The following is a 16,994-nucleotide window of genomic DNA, read 5'->3' on the forward strand; positions in this document are numbered from 1 at the left end:
GTCAATGCCGTGTCCGGTGGTGACCGCGTCGATCAGGGCCTGGAGCTCGGAGGGTGGGTCCCTGTCCGTCCAGGCTCGCCACCATCGGGTGAGGGTGGTGGCGGGGGTGAGCCAGGAACGGATGGCTCGTAAGGCCCTGGGCCAACAAGGCGGTTGGGGCTGGCGGGACGGGGCCGGTCCCCCTCTCTGGCCCCTTGTCGGGGCACGGGTCCGGCCCGGTGGTATCCAGGGGCCCCGGTGGGGCGAACCACTGGTCCCAGCAGAAGGAGAAGGCGCAGTTGACCAGAATCTGGTGGCGGCGGATGGCGCGGTCGGAGCGGACTTGGAAGTCGGCCCAGCCGAGTTCGTCCTTGACTTGCTTGTAGCTCTGCTCAATCCACGGCCGCAGGCCGTAGAGGCGGACGATCTCGGCGAGGCCGGCCGGCGGGTGCGGGCCGGTGGCGGCGTGGGGTGCGTCGGGGTGAGGCAGTTTGGTGGCCAGGTACCAGGTGGCCTTCTCCGGCAGGCTGGCTGGGTCGGTGGTGGCCACGACCAGTCGGCAGGGTGAGTCGGGTCCGTATCCGCCCAGGCGGGCATCGGCGGCCCACCAGGTCTCGGTGTGCCCGTCACGGAAGTGACGCTCCACGGGCGTCCAGTCGCCTGGACGCCTGGCATCGCGCCAGGTCAGGGCGTGGGCCGCTTCGATGGGAGTGTGCGGCTGGTCTGCCGGAGCCCAGGTGCCACGGTGCGGCTTGAGCGCGACCACGTAGGCCAGGCCGGCCTGGCGCAGTGCGAGGTACCAGGTGTCGCTGACTTAAGTAGGCGCAGTCGGCGACCACCGCGCGGCAGTCGAAGCCCGCCTCCTTCCCGCGGGCCGCGAGGTGGGCGGCCGGCTGCGGTTTGGTGCGGAAGGCCGGGTCGGAGCGGCCGCGGGCGAAGTGGTGGGCGGGGGTGTAGGGAGTCGTGTGCAGCGGGTAGTACACGCGGCCGTCGGTCCACACCGTGGTCACCGTGACGATGCCGTTGTCCGTCTTGCCCAGCCGGCCCAGCCACTGCCTGCCCACGTGCGCGGTCGCCGTGCCGTCCTTGCGGTCCCCGGAGTCGTCGATCACGATGACCCCGCCGTCGTGCGGAGCCGTCGTCGACTGCTCGCGCAGCAGTTCAAGCCGCCGGTCGTTGACCTGCTCGGCCTCCCAGGGCGATTCGGACAGGAAGAACTGCAGCCGCTGCACCGCCGGCATCCCCGCACCGGCCACCGGCTCCGCCCCGGCCAGACAGGTGATCGACTTGTTCCGCTCCCGTGGCGCCAGCAGTCCGGTCAGGTACTCGCGAAACCCTCGCCGCTGGGCCAGGCTGAAGAAGAGGTCGTCGAACCGGGCCGCGTAGTCCTCCAACGGCCCCGGCGCAGGCGGACACGGACGGCGAGCGGTCATCTTCAGCCCCCAGCAAGGCAATTGACTCCTACCACCGGCCTACGACCAACCCGACCAGCCGTCAACCCACACCACTGCCGGATTTAACGAACTACCGGTAGGGCGTGTTTCGAAAGTGCTGGTCACAGCCATTCGTTGATGGCCGCGACCAGCACTGTCGCCTCATAGCGGACGGCGAGCTTGTCGTACCTCGTCGCCACCGCGAAGAATGGCCGCATCACGGCCTGCCGATTCCCGGGGCCTCAGCAGGCCGAGTGCCCCGCGACGTTAAAGGCCAAGCTCAGGAAGAAGGGAGCTCAGACCTCGCAGTGCAGCTACCTGGAAGTCACGCAGCTGGCTCCGGGGCTACTGGTGCCGTGGGAGAGCCTGTGCCTTCTGCGCCGAAAGAGTCTTGTAGACGGTACCGGCGAGGTCGGGCAGCGTGTCCCCTTCGCCAACGGCGCTGTTGACAGCAAGGGCGATGATCATGCCAGTCTTCGGGAAGTACATGTGCAGCACCCGGTTTCCAAAAGTGGCCCCCTCATAGGCCCAGACCGTCCCGGCCACAGGATGGACGAACTTCACGACACCGAGCCCGAAACCGATGGGATCGTCGGCCGTGACGCTCTTGATGGGCTTACTCGTCTTCGCCGAGACCAGGGACTCCAGCTCGCGCTGCTGCGCTGAGGGCAGCAGTCGACCGCTGTACAGCGCCCTGTCCCAAGCCGTCATGTCTCTCAGTGAACTCACCAGGCCACCCGCCCCCTGCGCCCAGGACAGGCGGAGCCGAGGAAGTGACTTGTTGAGATGCTTCGGCAGGACGGAATGGGTGGAGTACGGCGTCGGCATGCGCGAGGCCGTGTCCGGAGGGCAGTCCGGGGGGAGGCAGGTGTCGTTCATTCCGAGAGGTTCGATGATGCGCTCGGCGAGCCGCTCATGGTAAGTATCGTGCGACGCTCGTTCGACAATCATCTGCGCGAGGAGGTAGTTCGTATTCGAGTAATCGTACTTCGCGGGACCCAGTGGCAGGCCCTCCACATAGGACATCAGGCGCTCCAGCGTGAAGCGCGTGGAGGGATTGGCGTCGAAATCCTTCAGGAACGCATTCTGCTCGGTGTAGCTGGGGATGCCGCTGGTCATCGACAGCAGTTGCTTGATGGTGACATCGCGCCACGCCGGATACTGGGGAAGCCACTTTCCCAGCTTGTCCCATATGGACAGCTTTCCTTCGGCCTCCAGTTGAAGCAGCAGCACGGACGTGAACGCCTTGGTGTTGCTGCCTATCTGCCACAGCGCCTTGCTGTTCACCGGTCGACCACCGCCGTAGCGGGACGTCCCCGCATCGACCGAGATATCAGGTCGCTGATCGGCATAGGTCACCCGAAGGGAGACCGCTGAGAAATGATCCTTAGTGCCCTGAGCGTCCAGATATTTCTCGAGGTCACTTCGCAGTGACGCGGTGGCACTGCGAACGGATGGCTCCACCACTGCGTGCGCGACGGCCGGCCCACTTCCCGACACCATCATCCCCGAAACAATCGCCGCGGTGACCGTCGCCAGGGCCACGAGGCGCTCCCCTTGCTGACCACCCCGCCGACGAAGCCTGTACCTCACTGTCGCTATTCCTCCATCGAATCGAACAGAACTGGGAACGACGATCACGCTACGCAGTGGAGGCACGGCAGGTAATGGGGGTAACCCCCGCTTGGTAGTGGTGCTGACCCCCTGAGTGAGGCCAAGTACAGCTTCGAAGGCAGCCATCTGCCCGTCGGAAGAGGAGAGACCGCGACGGTCATTGACTCATCGCTGAGGTGCGACAACTGACTCCTCAGAAGACATAGAGCCCTTTAGCTCTGATGGATCTCGTGTTTCAGGAACGGGCCCTACCCCTTGAGCGTGGACACCCTGATCATTGGATCGTGATGATCCATAGGACAGGAGTGCCCGTTGGGGACGTCGAAGTACTCGCCTGAGTTCCGGGCCGATGCCGTCGCGCTGTACCACGCCAGCTCCGGGTGGGACGTATGCGTCGGTGGCCAAGGACGTGGGCGTCAACCACGAGACGCTGCGCACGTGGGTGCGGGACGCCGATCAGGCCGCCCGGCCTGAGGCCGTGGAGGCCTCCGCGATGGAGAAGGAGAACCGTCAGCTGCGGGCGTGGGTGAAGGAACTCGAGCTCGAGCGGGAGATCCTGCGGAGGGCCGCGAAGTATTTTGCGGCCGAGACCAGCTGGTGAGCAGCCGCTTCCAGTTCGTCGACGATCACCGTGGCGCCTTCGGCGTCAAGCGGCTGTGCCGGATGCTGCAGGTCTCTCGTTCCGGCTTCTACCGACACCTGGCCGGCGCGCAAGCGCGGGCCGACCGGGCACGGGCCGATGCCGAGCTCGCTGAGCGCATCACCGAAATCCACCAGGAATCCGACGGCACCTACGGGGCCCCGCGCATCACCGCCGAGCTCCGGGACGGCGGCGAGCGGATCAATCACCAGCGGGTGGCACGCGTCATGAGGAGGTTCACCATCGTCGGGCTCCACCTGCGCAAGAAGGCCCGCACCACCATCCCCGAACCTTCTGCGACGCCGGTGCCGGACCTCCTGCAGCGCGACTTCACCGCGACCACGCCGAACACTCGCTACGTGGGCGACATAACCTACCTGCCGGTGGGCAATGGCCAATTCCTTTATCTGGCAACGGTGTTGGACCTGTCCTCAAGACGACTGGCGGGCTGGTCGATCGCCGGCCACATGCGCACCGAGCTGGTCACCGACGCGCTCAAGGCCGCGGCCGCGGCCGCGGCCCGGGGTGCCGACGGCCTGCGCGGGGCGATCTTCCACAGCGACAACGGGTCGCAATACGTCTCGAAGGAGTTCGCCCAGGTCTGCGGCGAGCTCGGCGTGATCAGATCACGCGGCGCGGTGGGCACGAGCGCGGACAACGCCGCCGCAGAATCGCTGAACGCGACCATGAAAAGAGAGATGCTCCAGGGGAGAAAACGGTGGAACGGGGCCCGCGAGGCCCGGCTCGCGGTCTTCCGATGGGCGACTCGCTACAACACCAGACGAAGGCACTCCCGCCTCGGCCAGATCAGCCCGATCACTTACGAACAGCGATCAACTACGCTGACCACCGCCGCATAACAACCGGTGTCCACGATCAAGGGTGAAGCCCCGGGGTCAAACCCACCAGCAGCGTCACCACGTCACATCCTCACTGTCAGGTGTCGACAAGTACTTGGCGGACTACTCAACGAGTACCACACCATGCCACTCCGACTGCCTCACCATCCACAGGAAACGCCCAGCTCAGCAGCCTGATCGGCACCCTTCAGGCTCGCGGTACGGGTGATTCCGGCGGAGCCGGATGTCGGCCGCCGCCTGCGGAGGCCGAGCCGGGCTCCAGGAACCCATGGAACGGATTCCTGGAGTCCGGCTGCGTTGACCCGACCGGTAACGGGTGCAGCGGGCTGGCCTTGATCACCTGCTGATCTTGAACGAAGCTCACGCTCGACGGATGCTCGACACGTGCGCCTGTCACTGCAACTGGAACGGGATCAGAAGCGTTCCGTCGATGACCGCCACGAAGCGGGGGAAGTAGTGGGCAGACGGCCGACTGAGGCCGGGACTGCCGGGACGCGATCTCGGGACGCGGGGCTGTCACTTCGTGTTAGCCTCATGCTTTTGCGTGCTCGTGACGGTTGGCGATCCTGCCTGTCCGGTTCCTTTTGTTCGTCGACTGCTCATTCCTACCGGGTCTTCCTCGGTACGTTCGCATGCGGAAGGCTCTTCATGAATCACCCTGACCTCCCCGGCACCTCGCGCAGCGATCCCGCCCCGCTCATGGCCACTGCGCCAACGGTGCCTCCGGTCGCTTCCTTCGCCAGCCTGGAACTACCAGCCGAGGTGCTGCGAACGCTCAGCGAACTCGGTGTGCGCGAGCCCTTCCCGATCCAAGCAGCAACCCTGCCCAACGCCCTCGCGGGACGCGATGTCCTGGGGCGCGGGCGCACCGGATCGGGCAAGACGCTCGCTTTCGGCCTACCGCTGCTCGCACGGATGGCTGGGCGGCGCGCGGAACCGAAGCAGCCCCTGGCTCTGATCCTGGTGCCTACCCGGGAGCTGGCCCAACAGGTCACCGAGGCGCTTGCGCCGTACGCAGAGGCACTGCGGCTGCGGATGGCCACGGTCGTCGGCGGCATGTCGATCGGCCGGCAGGCCGCTGCGCTGCGCGATGGAGCCGAGGTGGTCGTCGCCACCCCCGGCCGTCTGCACGACCTCATCGAGCGCAGGGCCTGCCGCTTGGGACGGGTAGGGATCACTGTCCTCGACGAGGCCGACCAGATGTGCGACATGGGCTTCCTGCCGCAGGTGACCGAGGTGCTCGACCAGGTAGACCCCGACGGTCAGCGGTTGCTGTTCTCGGCCACTCTGGGCCGCGACGTCGACCACCTGGTCCGCCGCTACCTCCACGATCCCGTCGTCCACTCGGTCGACATGTCCGCGGGCGCAGTCACGACGATGGACCACCATGTTCTGGTCGTCCACGGCCCCGACCGGTACGCCGTCACCACGGAGATCGCCGCTCGCGACGGCCGCGTACTGCTGTTCCTGGACACCAAGCACGCGGTTGACCAGCTCACCCGGCATCTGCGAGCCAGCGGAGTGCACGCCGCGGCCCTGCACAGCGGCAAGTCCCAGCCGCAGCGCACACGGGCCCTGGCGCAGTTCAAGAACGGCCGGGTCACCGCCCTGGTGGCGACCAATGTCGCGGCCCGTGGCCTGCACGTCGACGACCTCGATCTCGTGGTCAACGTCGACCCGCCCACCGACCCCAAGGACTATGTGCACCGCGCGGGCCGTACCGCCCGGGCCGGTGAGTCCGGCCGCGTCGTCACGTTGGTGCTGGCGGGCCAGCGCCGCGAGATGAGCCGACTGATGGCAGAGGCCGGCATCGAGCCGACCATCACCAAGGTACGCTCGGGCGAGGCGGAGCTGAGCCGGATCACCGGGGCCAAGGCCCCCTCCGGCACCCCGCTCGATGGCGGGTCGGCCGCGCCCCGGCCCAAGAACACCAACGCTCCCTTCCGCGGCCTGGGCACCAGCAAGGACACCTCCCGCGGCGCCGGCGGCAAGTCCCGAAAGGCTCGCGAGGCCCGCAAGCTCGCCGAAGCCCGCAAGGCGGCCCTGGTGCGGCGCGGCGGCTGAGAGCCGTCGCCCTGATGGTCGAAAACTTCCGCCCCGGAGCGGAGAACCTCCAGCCCGGCCCGAAACCCTCCGGTGCATACACCTACGAGATGAACGCCCTCGTGGTGTGCTCGGCATGACAAGCTGTGCTTCCCACTGCTCGAACCCAGGAGGCCGCCATGACCGCAGAGTCTGTATCCGAAGAAGGTTCGGAGCCGACTGACCCCGAGACGTCCGCTCTGGTGCCCGACAGCGACGGCCACTACGACCTGAAACGCAAGTTCAGGGAGGCCCTGGCGCGCAAGCGCAGTGTGCAGGCGGACGCCGCTGACCTCGCTGCGAACGTCGAGGCGTCGAAGGTCCGTAGGGCGAACGGCCCGGCTGCGAGCCAGCGGTCGTTCCGGCGCAAGAGCGGCGGCTGAGTCAATGAGCTCTTTCAGCATTGCCGCTCCAGAGTGAGCACGGCCGCGGAGATTGACGACATTCGATTCGGACTGCACCGGGACCTGCGGAAGATCCGCCACGACTTCAGCCGCGCGACGCCGCGCTCGACCGGTGCCCGTGCTGTGGACAGCGCTCGGTTTACGGTTTGCTGGGTCGGGGTGAGGCCACGACCCGGCGGGCGTCTGAGGGGTGTCGTCACCCACGGGCCAACTCCCATGTAGGCGCGGTCGGCGAGGATGGGAACGCCCTGGCGTTCGCAGATCCGGATGATCCGGTGGCGCGGGCCGTAGCGAGATCGTGCGCGTGGCCGGGCCTAGTCGGCAAGATCCACAGCAGCCGCCGACCGGGTCGGTCACCATCTGCACGTTTACTCCGTGTCGGCGGTGCTTGTGGGAGAAGTCGGCCCGGCCGTCGCCGACCCGGTAGGCGTGGGCGGTGCCGACGGGGATTGCCCTTGCCGAGAACGTCATCCGTACAGGTCATGCGGCATGTTGGTACTCGTGGAGGATCCCGCCGAGTCGATCGTGTCGTCGTTTGTCGAGACGGCTGATCTGCTCAGGATCGTCGATCGGCGTCGGTAAGGCGTGCAGCGGTCTGGCGTTCGCGATGCCCTGGTGCGGCCGGTGTGCGTTGTAGAACTGCTCGAACTCGCGCAGGACGTGGAGCAAGTGTCGGTGGTTCCAGATCAGGGTGCGGTCCAGGAGTTCCCGTCGGCAGGTCTGCACCCACCGTTCCATGAGCGAGTTCATCCTCGGCATCTGAACACCGCTGAGCACGACCTCGATCCCCGCATCCGCCAGAATGGCGTCGAGCAGGCCGGGGAACGGTGCAAGATGGTCTCGGGGCGGATCAGCAGCAGAAGGTGCCGCAGTCTGTCTTTGGGGAGGTGGTGGAGCAGGCCGGCGAGGGTGGCACGGTCGCTGTCGGTGAGGGTCGGCTTGCCGACCTGACGCTGTAGGACGAGCAGTTGGTGCCGGAGGACGAGGATCTCGATGTCCTTGTCTCGGTCGCTCATCGGCAGGAGGTGTAGGAACGCCAGGGCGTTGGTCGTGGCGAGGTAGGCCAGGGGCAGCAGCACGACAGATCATGATGCCGCCCCGGCCCTTTGCGGGTGAAGGCACTTGGGCGAATGTCGAGGAGAACCGAAGATCCGTGATCAGGCTCCCGACCTGCGTGGATGATGTATCGGCACCCGCAAACTCCCCCGTCACCGGGTCGACCAGCATCACCCCACCGACGATGTCCATCTGCCACAACTGCATCGGCCGATCCCGCTGCCAGCGCTTGTAATCCGACCGCTTCCGGCGCCTGGCCCCCGGCTCCACCAGGCCATGCCGGACCAGGATCCGATACACCGTCATCCGCGACGGCACCGGCGCCACTGCCCCCGACCAAACTCCAGCACATGAAGGATCCGCCGCGGACCCCACCGAGGATGCTTACGCCGCAGCTCGCACACGGCCGCCTCCGCCTCGGCAGAGGCCTGATGCGGACACGACCCCGGCGTACGCGACCGGTCCGCCAGCCCGGCCAGTCCCGAGACGGCATACCGGGACTTCCAACCGCTGACCGTCTGCCGGGACACACCAAGCGACGCGGCGACTTCCGTCACCGCCGCACCCGCCAGCACAGCCCGGTATCTCTGCTCGACTACCCACAACTCCACCGGCGCCAATCCCGGCCTCCCCACACACGCCGCCACGTCTCGGCCCCGGGCGCCAGCCGGTGCGATGTCAAGAAGACGCGTCGAGGGAGGCGAGCAGGGCCAGAGCATCGGCCGAGCGGGTGCCGGGCTCTGTGTGCAGGAGCATCATCTCCAGCCTGCTGGCCCCCACCACCTGGAACTTCTCGACCAGGAGTTCCAGGGAACCGACCTGCGGATGCTGTATCCGGAACGTGGCCTCGGCCGCGGAACGCACATCGTGGCGCGCCCACAGCTGACGGAACCGGTCGCTCTTCAGGGACATCTCCCCGATCAGAGATTGGAGGCGCTCGTCGTCGGTCTGTGTACCGACCGTGGCGCGCAGGTGGGCCACGGCGACGGCCGTGTAGTGCTCCCAGTCGGCGTGGTATTCCTGGAGTGCTTCGTCGGTGAAGAGGGCACGCAGCCGGTTCGTTCCGGGCGTGAGCTCCGGTGACAGTGCCTGGGCCAGTCGGTTGGCGGCCAGGACATCGCTGTACTGGTTGAAGACGAACGCGGGCACGTTGAGTGTCCGCAGGAGCATGTCGAGTCCCGAGGGCAGGCGCTCGTCGGGATGGTCAAGGCCGCGGCGCGGTTTCGGGGCGGTGAGTGACAGCAGGTAAGCCGTGCCCTCCGTGTCCAGCTGGAGGACCTGGGCGAGCGCCTCGAGTACCTGGGCCGAGGGGTTGCGGTCGCGGCCTTGCTCCAGGCGCAGGTAGTACTCGGCACTGATGCCGGCCAGCATGGCGACCTCCTCGCGGCGCAACCCGGTCACCCGGCGCAGCCCGTGTCCGGGTGACAGGCCCGCATCGGTGGGGGTGACCTGTTCGCGTCGTGCACGCAGGAAATCTCCGAGGGCGTTGTCCACGATGGCAGGCTATGCGGTCGCAATCGTTTCTGGGTGTCCCTGTCACTACCAGGAACACGGGGGAACTGGCAGGGGCTCCTTGGCGCCGGTGAAGGTCCTTGGTATGACGATGCAGACGTGGTTCATCACTGGTGTCAACAGCGGGTTCGGGCGTGAGCTGGCCGAGCAGCTCCTTTCTCGCGGCGACCGGGTCGCCGGGACGGTCCGGCGGGAGGGCTCGGTCGATGATCTGCGCGTCACGTACGGCGACCGTTTCTGGGTCGGCCACCTCGACGTCACTGACCTGCTGCGGGTCCGCGCGGTCGTGGACGCCGCCTTCGGGGACCTCGGCCGTATCGACGTCGTCGTGATCAACGCGGGTTACGGCCTGTTCGGTGCCGCCGAAGAGTTCACCGACGAGCAGGTGGTCCATCAGATCACCACCAACCTTCTCGGCTCGATCCAGACGGCGCGGGCCGCGCTGCCGCACCTGCGTGCCCAGGGCGGCGGCCGGGTGATCCAGATTTCCTCGGTCGCCGGGCTCGCCGCACACGCCGGTGCCTCCCTCTACCACGCGAGCAAATGGGGCATGGAGGGCTTCACGGAAGCACTCGCCCAGGAGGTGGCACCGTTCGGCATCGAGGTGACCCTCGTAGAGCCCGGAGGAGCGCGGACCGCCTTCAGCGGCAGCAGCCTCCAGCTGAGTGAGCCCTTGGCCGCTTACGACGGGACACCGGCCGCGATGGTGCGCGCCTTCCGGCACACCCGGATTCCGGTCCCCGGCGACCCGGTGAAGGTCGCGGCGAAGGTCATCAACAGCGCCGCGCAGAAGCCGGCCCCGATGAGGCTCGTCCTGGGCAGCGACTCCTACCAGGGAGTCACCACTGCGCTGCGCAACCGGCTCGCCCAGGTCGAGCCTCAGCAGGCGAGTGCGGCCGAGACCGACGCCGACACCTGAGCACAGCAGCGGCACGACCGCTCACCATCCGTACCTGTCGACGCATCGACGCGCACGGCGAGACACCCCCTACCGAGTGGAGCGAACAGCATGGACACGATCGACGCCGAGACGACAGCAGGGACGGTCAGAGGCGAGCTGCGTGACGGGATCGCCGCGTTCAAGGGCATCCCCTATGCGGAGCCACCGTTCGGCGTCAACGCGTTCAAGCCGCCCGTGCCGCGCGCTCCCTGGGAGGGCGTACGTGAGTGCACCGCCTACGGGCCGGGCTGCCCCCAGCCGTCCTCACCCATTTTCGGGGGCCTGAGCACAGGCGAGGACTTCCTGTCGGTCAACGTGTGGGCGCCAGAGGGTGCGACCGGCCTGCCGGTGATGTTCTCGATCCACGGCGGCGGCTTCCTCATGGGCTCGAACGCCGGCTCCGGCTCGGACGGGAACACCTTCGCCCGGGACGGAGTGGTGCTCGTCAGCTGCAACTATCGGCTCGGCGCTTTTGGATTCCTCCACGCCGGGCACCTGGACGACGCCTACGCCGCGGGATCGGGGGCCTACGGAGTGGCCGACCAGATCGCCGCCCTGCGATGGACCCGCGAGAACATCGCGGCCTTCGGCGGCGCCCCGGACAACATCACCATCTTCGGCTCCTCGGCGGGCGGCACATTCGTCGGCGAACTCCTCGGCTGCCCTTCCGCACAGGGACTGTTCCAGCAGGCCGTCTGCCAGAGCGCCGCAGCGGCACCGCTGTTCGGCTTCCCCGCCCACTACGCCGAAGCGATCGCCGAGGCCATGCTTGACAAACTCGGTGTGCCCGCCCGTGACCTGCACACCGTCGACGCGGCGCGCATCCTGCAGGCGCAGACCGAGTTCATGATCGAGAAGCAGCGCGGTGAACACCCCGAGTGCGGACGCATGATCCCGTTCGTCCCGCTCACCGGCGGCGACCTGCTCCCACAGCCCCCGTACCAGGCCATCACCGACGGCGTCGGGACGGACGTCAACCTGGTGATCGGAACCAACCGCGACGAGTGCACCCTGTACGCGCTGATGGAGGAAATGGGCGCTGCTGAAACAGGCATGTCCCCCGGGGGCTGGGACGCCGACCCGGCAGTACAGCAGGCCATCCTTGACGTCTACGAACAGAGCCAGGAACCGGGTTCTGCGATCACACCGCAGGTCTCGATGGATACCGACCGCGCCTTCCGCGTCCCCTCACTGCGGATCGCCGACGCCCACCACCGAGCAGGCGGAACGACCCGATTCTACCAGTTCGCATGGCGCAGCCCGGCCTTCAACGGACGCGTAGGAGCGTCCCACGGCATCGAAGGCCCGTTCGTGTTCGACGACTTCTCCCTGCCGATCACCAAGACGCTGATCGGCGACGAGATGCCCCAGGACCTGCTCACCGCCATGCACGGCTCTTGGATCTCCTTCGCGACCACTGGCGACCCCTCCGCCACCGGTGTCATCCCGGTCTGGCCGACTCACAACCCGGACACTCGCCCCACGATGGTGTTCGACACCAAGACCACCGTCGCCGAAGACCCCGACGGTGAGCGCCGCGCCAGCTGGGACGAGATCGACCTGAGTCTCTAACCTGCCTGCAAGCCGGTCGAATCCACTCCGATGCGGACAGGGCTGTGAAGGCCGGGGCCAAGGACTCGTCGAAGGCCCGGCGGTAGCCCGGAACTACCGGGAGCCCGCCACAGGGCGCGACTTGTAGAAGGACTCCTCCAGGTAGGCGGCCTCGTGCGGCTGGTAGGGCTCCTCCAAGTAGGCGACCGCGTCTTCGTCGAGTTCGACGTCCGCCGCGGCGACCGCGTCGGCCAGCTGGGCCGGCTTGGTGACCCCGACGATGGGCGAGGTCACCGCCGGGTTGCGCATGACCCAGGCCAGGGCGATCTGAGCCGGGGACAGACCCCGCTGGCCCGCGATCTCGTGGACGCGCTCGGCCACTGCCTGGTCCCCGTCGCGGTAGAGGATCTTGCCGCCCTCGTCGGTCTCGGCACGCGCCGTGGCGGTGTCCCGGGCCCGCGTCAGCCTGCCCCGCGCCAGCGGGCTCCACGGGATCACGCCGATGCCCTGGTCGGCGCAGAGCGGGAGCATCTTGCGCTCTGCTTCTCGGTGGATGAGGTTGTAGTTTTCTGACGATCCAATCGGGCCCCGTATGAGACGCGCAGCGCGGCCAACGCACTGGCGGACAGCTGGCTCTGAGGAGGCGACGCCCCCCCCGATGACTCCTGGCGTAAGGATCACCCGAGACCAATGTCCTAGTGTCCTGCGCCAGTATTTGATCGTTAGTTGTTGCGTGACTCCTTCTGCTGCTGGTGCTTCGGTCCCTCGTCGGGGCCCGAAGCTGGAACCGTTACTGCTCTCCGATGAGGAGAGGGCGGTGTTGCAACGGTGGTCGCGTCGGGCGACGTCGGCTCAGGCGCTGGCCCTGCGGGCTCGGATCGTACTGGCGTGTGCGGGCCCGGAGGTGCCGCCGATCGTGGTGGTCGCCCGCGAGTTGCGGGTGGCCGCCGACACGGTCCGCAAGTGGCGGCGCCGGTTCCTGGCCGAGCGGCTGGACGGCCTGGCCGACGAGCCCCGGCCGGGACGACCGCCCGCCATCGGTGTTGATCGGGTGGAGGCGGTCGTGGTCACCACGCTGGAGGAGATCCCGAAGAACGCCACGCACTGGTCGCGGAAGTCGATGGCCGAGCACAGCGGCCTGTCGAAATCCACCGTCGGCCGGATCTGGCGGAAGTTCCAGCTCAAGCCGCACCTCACGAACACCTTCAAGCTGTCCACCGACCCGTTGTTCGTGGAGAAGGTCTACGACGTCGTTGGCCTGTACTTCAACCCGCCCGACGGCGCGGTGGTCCTCTCGGTGGATGAGAAGTCCCAGATCCAGGCCCTGGAACGGTCCCAGCCGGTGCTGCTGATCATGCCCGGCATGCCCGAGCGGCGCACTCACGACTACGTCCGCAACGGCCTGACCACGCTGTTCGCCGCCTTCGACGTCGCCACCGGCGAGGTCATCAGCTCCCTGCACCGTCGGCACCGGGCAGCGGAGTTCAAGAAGTTCCTGATCAAGATCGACAAAGAGGTGCCCGCACACCTCCAGATCCACCTCATCTGCGACAACTACGGCACCCATAAGACTGCGGGTGCCGATAAATCATCCGCGCAGTTCAGGCGGCGTGCTGGTATTGGGGGCGCGGCCGAGGAGGCCGATGGCATCTCGCTGGAGGCGGAGCCTGACGTGGGCGTAGACGGTGGCGGTGACGCCGGTGTGGGCGTTGGCCGAGGAGGTCCTTGGTGACGACGCGTTCGACGCTGTGCTTGCCGAATACTTCATCCGTGCAGGTCACGCGGCATGTTTGTATTCGTGGAGGATGCCGCCAAGGCGGTCGTGGCGTCGTATGTCGAGGTTGCTTAACTTGTCCGGATCGTCGATTGGTGAGGGCAGCGGGTGTAGCGGTCGGGCGTTCGCGATGGAATGTCGGCTGCGCGAGAGCGCCGACTAGAGCGACGAGGCCGACCACCGCCAGCCCGGGTGCAGGCGTCCGACCAGGGCGGATGACATTCTCGGCAAGCGCAAGGTCCGCGTCGATCGTGATCGCGTCGACGATCTCCTGCTCGCGGCTGCCCAGCTCGTGCACCTCACGGTGCAGCTCGTAGTTGCCGACCATCGCGTGGCGCTTATGCGGGGCGCGCTGCTTGGCGACGAACAACCGCTGTAGTGCTTCCGGCGAGCTCGCGCCCGCCCCGTAGCCGATGTCGCCGGGGAGAATGACCGCGCCACCGGCTGTGATCGTGTCGAAGACGCGCTTCGCGTCGGCGTTGATGTCGTGCCTGCCCATCCGAGCCTCCTTGCTCGTTGGGTGGTATGCGTTGCCGTATCCCGGAACGGACGCTGGTCCGTTGCCAGCCGCCGCTTCATTACATCGCTCTGTCCAGGTTGTTGACTTGGGTGAAAGTAGCATCTATCTTCATGCTACATCGCGGCAAGGATTGCCACGATGTAGTCATCGGAGGATGTCATGCGTCGAAGCCTTGCGGCTCGAGCCGCCCTCGTGATCCCGGCACTGCTGGTCGTCGCAGGCAGCGGCGGCAGCGCAACGCTGCGGACACAACTGTCGGGCGGCATCCCCATCGGTGAGATCGGCTACAAGTCCGTCCTTGACGCGTCGAAGGAGGGCATCCCGGTGCTCGCGGTCGGAGGCGGCGCTCAGGGCCCTTACGGCGGCGACTTCTACGCTCGCGCCGACAACAACCGGGTCAACGACCTTCGTGACATCAAGAAGTGGGCGTACACCAACCCCGGGTCCTCGATCTACGCGCGGTCGTTCCTGCTCCCCAAAACGGCGGGACTCCCCACCAAGGCCAAGCGCATCGCCGCCGGCGGAGTCGGCGAGGGTGAGGCCCTACTGGAGGCGGGCAGCGTCGACGTCGCCTGGCTGCCGCCGTCCCTGGCGAGCCGCAGCAAGGGCAAGTTCACGTTGGTCGTGGAGACGAGCAAGTACATCACTGACTTCCAGCAGAGCGTCATCACCACCAGCCCGGCCTACGCCAAAAGAGCACCCCGACGTGGTACGGGGCGTCCTCGCCGGCCGGCAGGAGGCAGCACAGTGGATCACCCAGAACCCGGATGCCGCCGCGCGCATCTACGCCAAGCACGTCGACCTTCCCGTCCCGGCAGCGGTGTCGGTGGTCAAGGGTGCGGTCAAGTCGAACGTCCGGAACGTGGGCTTCAACTCCGCTGCGCTGAAGCGCGCCACGGAGGCCGCGGTCGTCAGCGGGTTCAAGGGCGACGTGAAGTACTGCGACTTCATCGACACCTCGTACCTGCCCAGCGGTGCCACTGCCGAACTGCCGACCAAGTGCGGCGCGTGACAGCCGCACCGGAACCAGGTCTCGCCCCTCCAGCCGCGACGGACACGGAGAACCGATCATGAACACAGATGCGGACACGACGTCCCGCCCCGCTGCGAGCGCCGCAGCCGCCGGAGCCGCGCACGTCGAGGCGTCGGGCGTCGTGCGGGCCTTCGGGCCGGTACAGGCGCTCGGACCCGTCGATCTGCGTATAAGAGCAGGTGAGTTCGTGTCGGTCGTGGGCCCGAGCGGCTGCGGAAAGTCGACGCTCCTGGAGATCATCGGGGGTCTTCAGGCCCCGGACGCGGGCACGGTCGAGGTCGGCGGGGAGACGCTGGCCGGGCCGCGGGAGCGTACCGCGATCGTGTTCCAGGACTCTGCGTGCCTGCCGTGGCGGACCGTCCTGGACAACGTCGCCTTCCCACTGGAGGTGGCGAAGGTGCCCCGGAAGGAGCGCCGCGCCCGGGCCCAGGAACTCCGGGTCCTCCCGATGGTCGGCTGGCCCGCCGTCATGCCCGCGGTCGCGGCCGGGCTACGGCTGACCTTCGGGTTCACCTTCCTCGGCCTGATCATCGCTGAGATGTTCGCCGGCTCCTCGGGGCTCGGCCAGCAGCTCCTGCGCAACGTCGCCCTTGCCCGCATGGAATACATCGCCGAGGAGATCGTCCTGATCGTCGTATTGGCGCTCGTGCCCTTCCTGCTGCTCACGTGGATCGAGAGGCGCGTCAATGACCGCTTCGGCTCCCGCTCGGCACCCCGTGGAAGCCGCTCATGACCGCCATATCCTCGGGTGCGCATTGCGTGAGAACGCTACCAATCGATGAAAACGGAGACCGGAACGATGTCTGAAGGCCAGCCCTCGATCCTCGTCATGGAGAAGGCGGTCCGCGTCCTTGATTGCTTTTCCCCGGGGCAGACCCGGCTGTCGCTGAGCGACATCCGGCGGCTGACGGGCATGCCCAACTCGACGGTCGCCCGCCTGGTCCGCACCCTTGTCGCCAGTGAACTCCTTCAGCGGACGGGAGACGAGTACTGCGTCGGACTCCGCGTGCTCGGCTGGGCGTCGGCCGCGTCGGCCGGCTCGGACCTGTTGGTGGCCGCCGAACCAGTGGCCGCGCACCTGCGGGACGTGACCGGCGAGACGGCCGGGCTCTACATTCGGCGCGGCACGACGAGGGTGGCGGTGATCGTCAAGCTCAGCTCGCGGTCGATCATCTACCGCAGTGACGTCGGCCAGCTCATGCCGATGCACCTGGGAGCGGCCGGCAAGGTGTTCATGGCCCATGACGAGCGGGTGCTCAACGCGGTTCTCGTCGAGACCGCCGACGAGGCGCCGGGCGAGTCGCGGATCGCGCTGGATCGGCAGCTCGAGTTCGTGCGGGGGCATGGTTGGCTGCTGACCGAGGAGGAACGCGAGGCAGGCCTCAACTCACTGGCCGCGCCCGTGTTCGACGCGAGCGGCACCATCGTGGCGGCCATCGCGGTCGGCGGCCCCTCGTCCCGCCTCGACCGAGCGGCCGCCGAGGAATTCGGTCCGCTCGTCGCCGACGCCGCGCGGAGCCTGTCGCGCCGCCTCGGCTATGACGGTGCCCCGGCCGGGCGGGCGCCGGGCACCACGAGCGAGGCGACGGCGTAACG

At 67.5% G+C, this 16,994-nt stretch carries 12 protein-coding genes and 6 pseudogenes; 10 read left to right on the top strand and 8 right to left on the bottom strand.

Translation table 11 applies throughout. The annotated features are described in order from the left end of the window. Nucleotide 1 precedes the first annotated feature (1 nt). From KHP12_RS40495 to KHP12_RS40505, 3 genes and pseudogenes are all read right to left on the bottom strand, one after another. Nucleotides 2-745, bottom strand: a complete 744-nt coding sequence (locus tag KHP12_RS40495) for a hypothetical protein (RefSeq protein ID WP_438453283.1) — start codon at nt 743-745, stop codon at nt 2-4. Then, nucleotides 726-1,412 (bottom strand): annotated as a pseudogene (locus KHP12_RS40500) (IS701 family transposase); the annotation flags it as partial. The gene KHP12_RS40495 and the pseudogene KHP12_RS40500, both read right to left, overlap by 20 nt. 345 nt (nt 1,413-1,757) lie before the next feature. Further along, nucleotides 1,758-2,957, bottom strand: a complete 1,200-nt coding sequence (locus KHP12_RS40505; protein ID WP_308016994.1) for a serine hydrolase domain-containing protein — start codon at nt 2,955-2,957, stop codon at nt 1,758-1,760. A gap of 381 nt (nt 2,958-3,338) precedes the next feature. Here KHP12_RS40505 and KHP12_RS40510 point away from each other — a divergent pair. The 3 genes and pseudogenes from KHP12_RS40510 to KHP12_RS40520 all read left to right on the top strand — a co-directional run bounded on the left by KHP12_RS40510 (nt 3,339) and on the right by KHP12_RS40520 (nt 6,991). Next, nucleotides 3,339-4,526: pseudogene (locus KHP12_RS40510) on the top strand (IS3 family transposase). A 648-nt stretch (nt 4,527-5,174) separates the two neighbouring features. After that, a complete protein-coding gene (locus KHP12_RS40515) occupies nt 5,175-6,590 on the top strand; it encodes a DEAD/DEAH box helicase (RefSeq protein WP_086882652.1) in 1,416 nt (471 codons plus the stop codon). 158 nt (nt 6,591-6,748) lie between these two features. Next, nucleotides 6,749-6,991, top strand: coding sequence for a DUF5302 domain-containing protein (locus KHP12_RS40520; protein WP_078644677.1), 243 nt, complete (start codon nt 6,749-6,751; stop codon nt 6,989-6,991). Between the two features lie 14 nt (nt 6,992-7,005). Here KHP12_RS40520 and KHP12_RS40525 read toward each other — a convergent pair. From KHP12_RS40525 to KHP12_RS40540, 4 genes and pseudogenes are all read right to left on the bottom strand, one after another. Next, nucleotides 7,006-7,447, bottom strand: a pseudogene (locus tag KHP12_RS40525) (transposase family protein); the annotation flags it as partial. A 45-nt stretch (nt 7,448-7,492) separates the two neighbouring features. Then, nucleotides 7,493-8,091 (bottom strand): annotated as a pseudogene (locus tag KHP12_RS40530) (integrase core domain-containing protein). 136 nt (nt 8,092-8,227) lie between these two features. Next, nucleotides 8,228-8,673: pseudogene (locus KHP12_RS40535) on the bottom strand (helix-turn-helix domain-containing protein); the annotation flags it as partial. 73 nt (nt 8,674-8,746) lie between these two features. Continuing rightward, a complete protein-coding gene (locus KHP12_RS40540) occupies nt 8,747-9,562 on the bottom strand; it encodes a helix-turn-helix domain-containing protein (RefSeq protein WP_086882651.1) in 816 nt (271 codons plus the stop codon). Nucleotides 9,563-9,665: 103 nt separating this feature from the next. Here KHP12_RS40540 and KHP12_RS40545 point away from each other — a divergent pair, with 103 nt between their 5' ends. Together KHP12_RS40545 and KHP12_RS40550 are read left to right on the top strand one after the other, a co-directional pair. After that, nucleotides 9,666-10,499: an SDR family oxidoreductase gene (locus tag KHP12_RS40545; RefSeq protein WP_086882650.1), complete on the top strand. Its 834-nt coding sequence runs from the start codon at nt 9,666-9,668 to the stop codon at nt 10,497-10,499. A gap of 90 nt (nt 10,500-10,589) precedes the next feature. Further along, nucleotides 10,590-12,092, top strand: a complete 1,503-nt coding sequence (locus KHP12_RS40550; RefSeq protein WP_211834291.1) for a carboxylesterase/lipase family protein — start codon at nt 10,590-10,592, stop codon at nt 12,090-12,092. A 93-nt stretch (nt 12,093-12,185) separates the two neighbouring features. On the opposite strand, the gene KHP12_RS40555 is transcribed toward KHP12_RS40550, so the two are convergent. After that, complete coding sequence (locus tag KHP12_RS40555) at nt 12,186-12,752, bottom strand: aldo/keto reductase (RefSeq protein ID WP_372455263.1); 567 nt, start codon at nt 12,750-12,752, stop codon at nt 12,186-12,188. A 136-nt stretch (nt 12,753-12,888) separates the two neighbouring features. Between KHP12_RS40555 and KHP12_RS40560 the strand changes: the two genes are divergently transcribed. The 5 genes and pseudogenes from KHP12_RS40560 (at nt 12,889) to KHP12_RS40580 (ending at nt 16,992) form a co-directional block, all read left to right on the top strand. Next, nucleotides 12,889-13,803, top strand: coding sequence for an IS630 family transposase (locus KHP12_RS40560; RefSeq protein WP_211834292.1), 915 nt, complete (start codon nt 12,889-12,891; stop codon nt 13,801-13,803). A gap of 721 nt (nt 13,804-14,524) precedes the next feature. Next, nucleotides 14,525-15,055 (top strand): annotated as a pseudogene (locus tag KHP12_RS53595) (ABC transporter substrate-binding protein); the annotation flags it as partial. A gap of 16 nt (nt 15,056-15,071) precedes the next feature. Next, entirely contained in the window at nt 15,072-15,377 is a 306-nt protein-coding gene (locus KHP12_RS51720; RefSeq protein ID WP_086882648.1) for a substrate-binding domain-containing protein, read from the top strand. Between the two features lie 58 nt (nt 15,378-15,435). Further along, complete coding sequence (locus KHP12_RS51725) at nt 15,436-16,131, top strand: ATP-binding cassette domain-containing protein (RefSeq protein ID WP_244202915.1); 696 nt, start codon at nt 15,436-15,438, stop codon at nt 16,129-16,131. A 66-nt stretch (nt 16,132-16,197) separates the two neighbouring features. Then, nucleotides 16,198-16,992, top strand: coding sequence for an IclR family transcriptional regulator (locus KHP12_RS40580; RefSeq protein ID WP_037952692.1), 795 nt, complete (start codon nt 16,198-16,200; stop codon nt 16,990-16,992). Nucleotides 16,993-16,994 lie beyond the last annotated feature (2 nt).

It is taken from the genome of Streptomyces asiaticus (assembly GCF_018138715.1).
Lineage (GTDB): Bacteria > Actinomycetota > Actinomycetes > Streptomycetales > Streptomycetaceae > Streptomyces > Streptomyces asiaticus.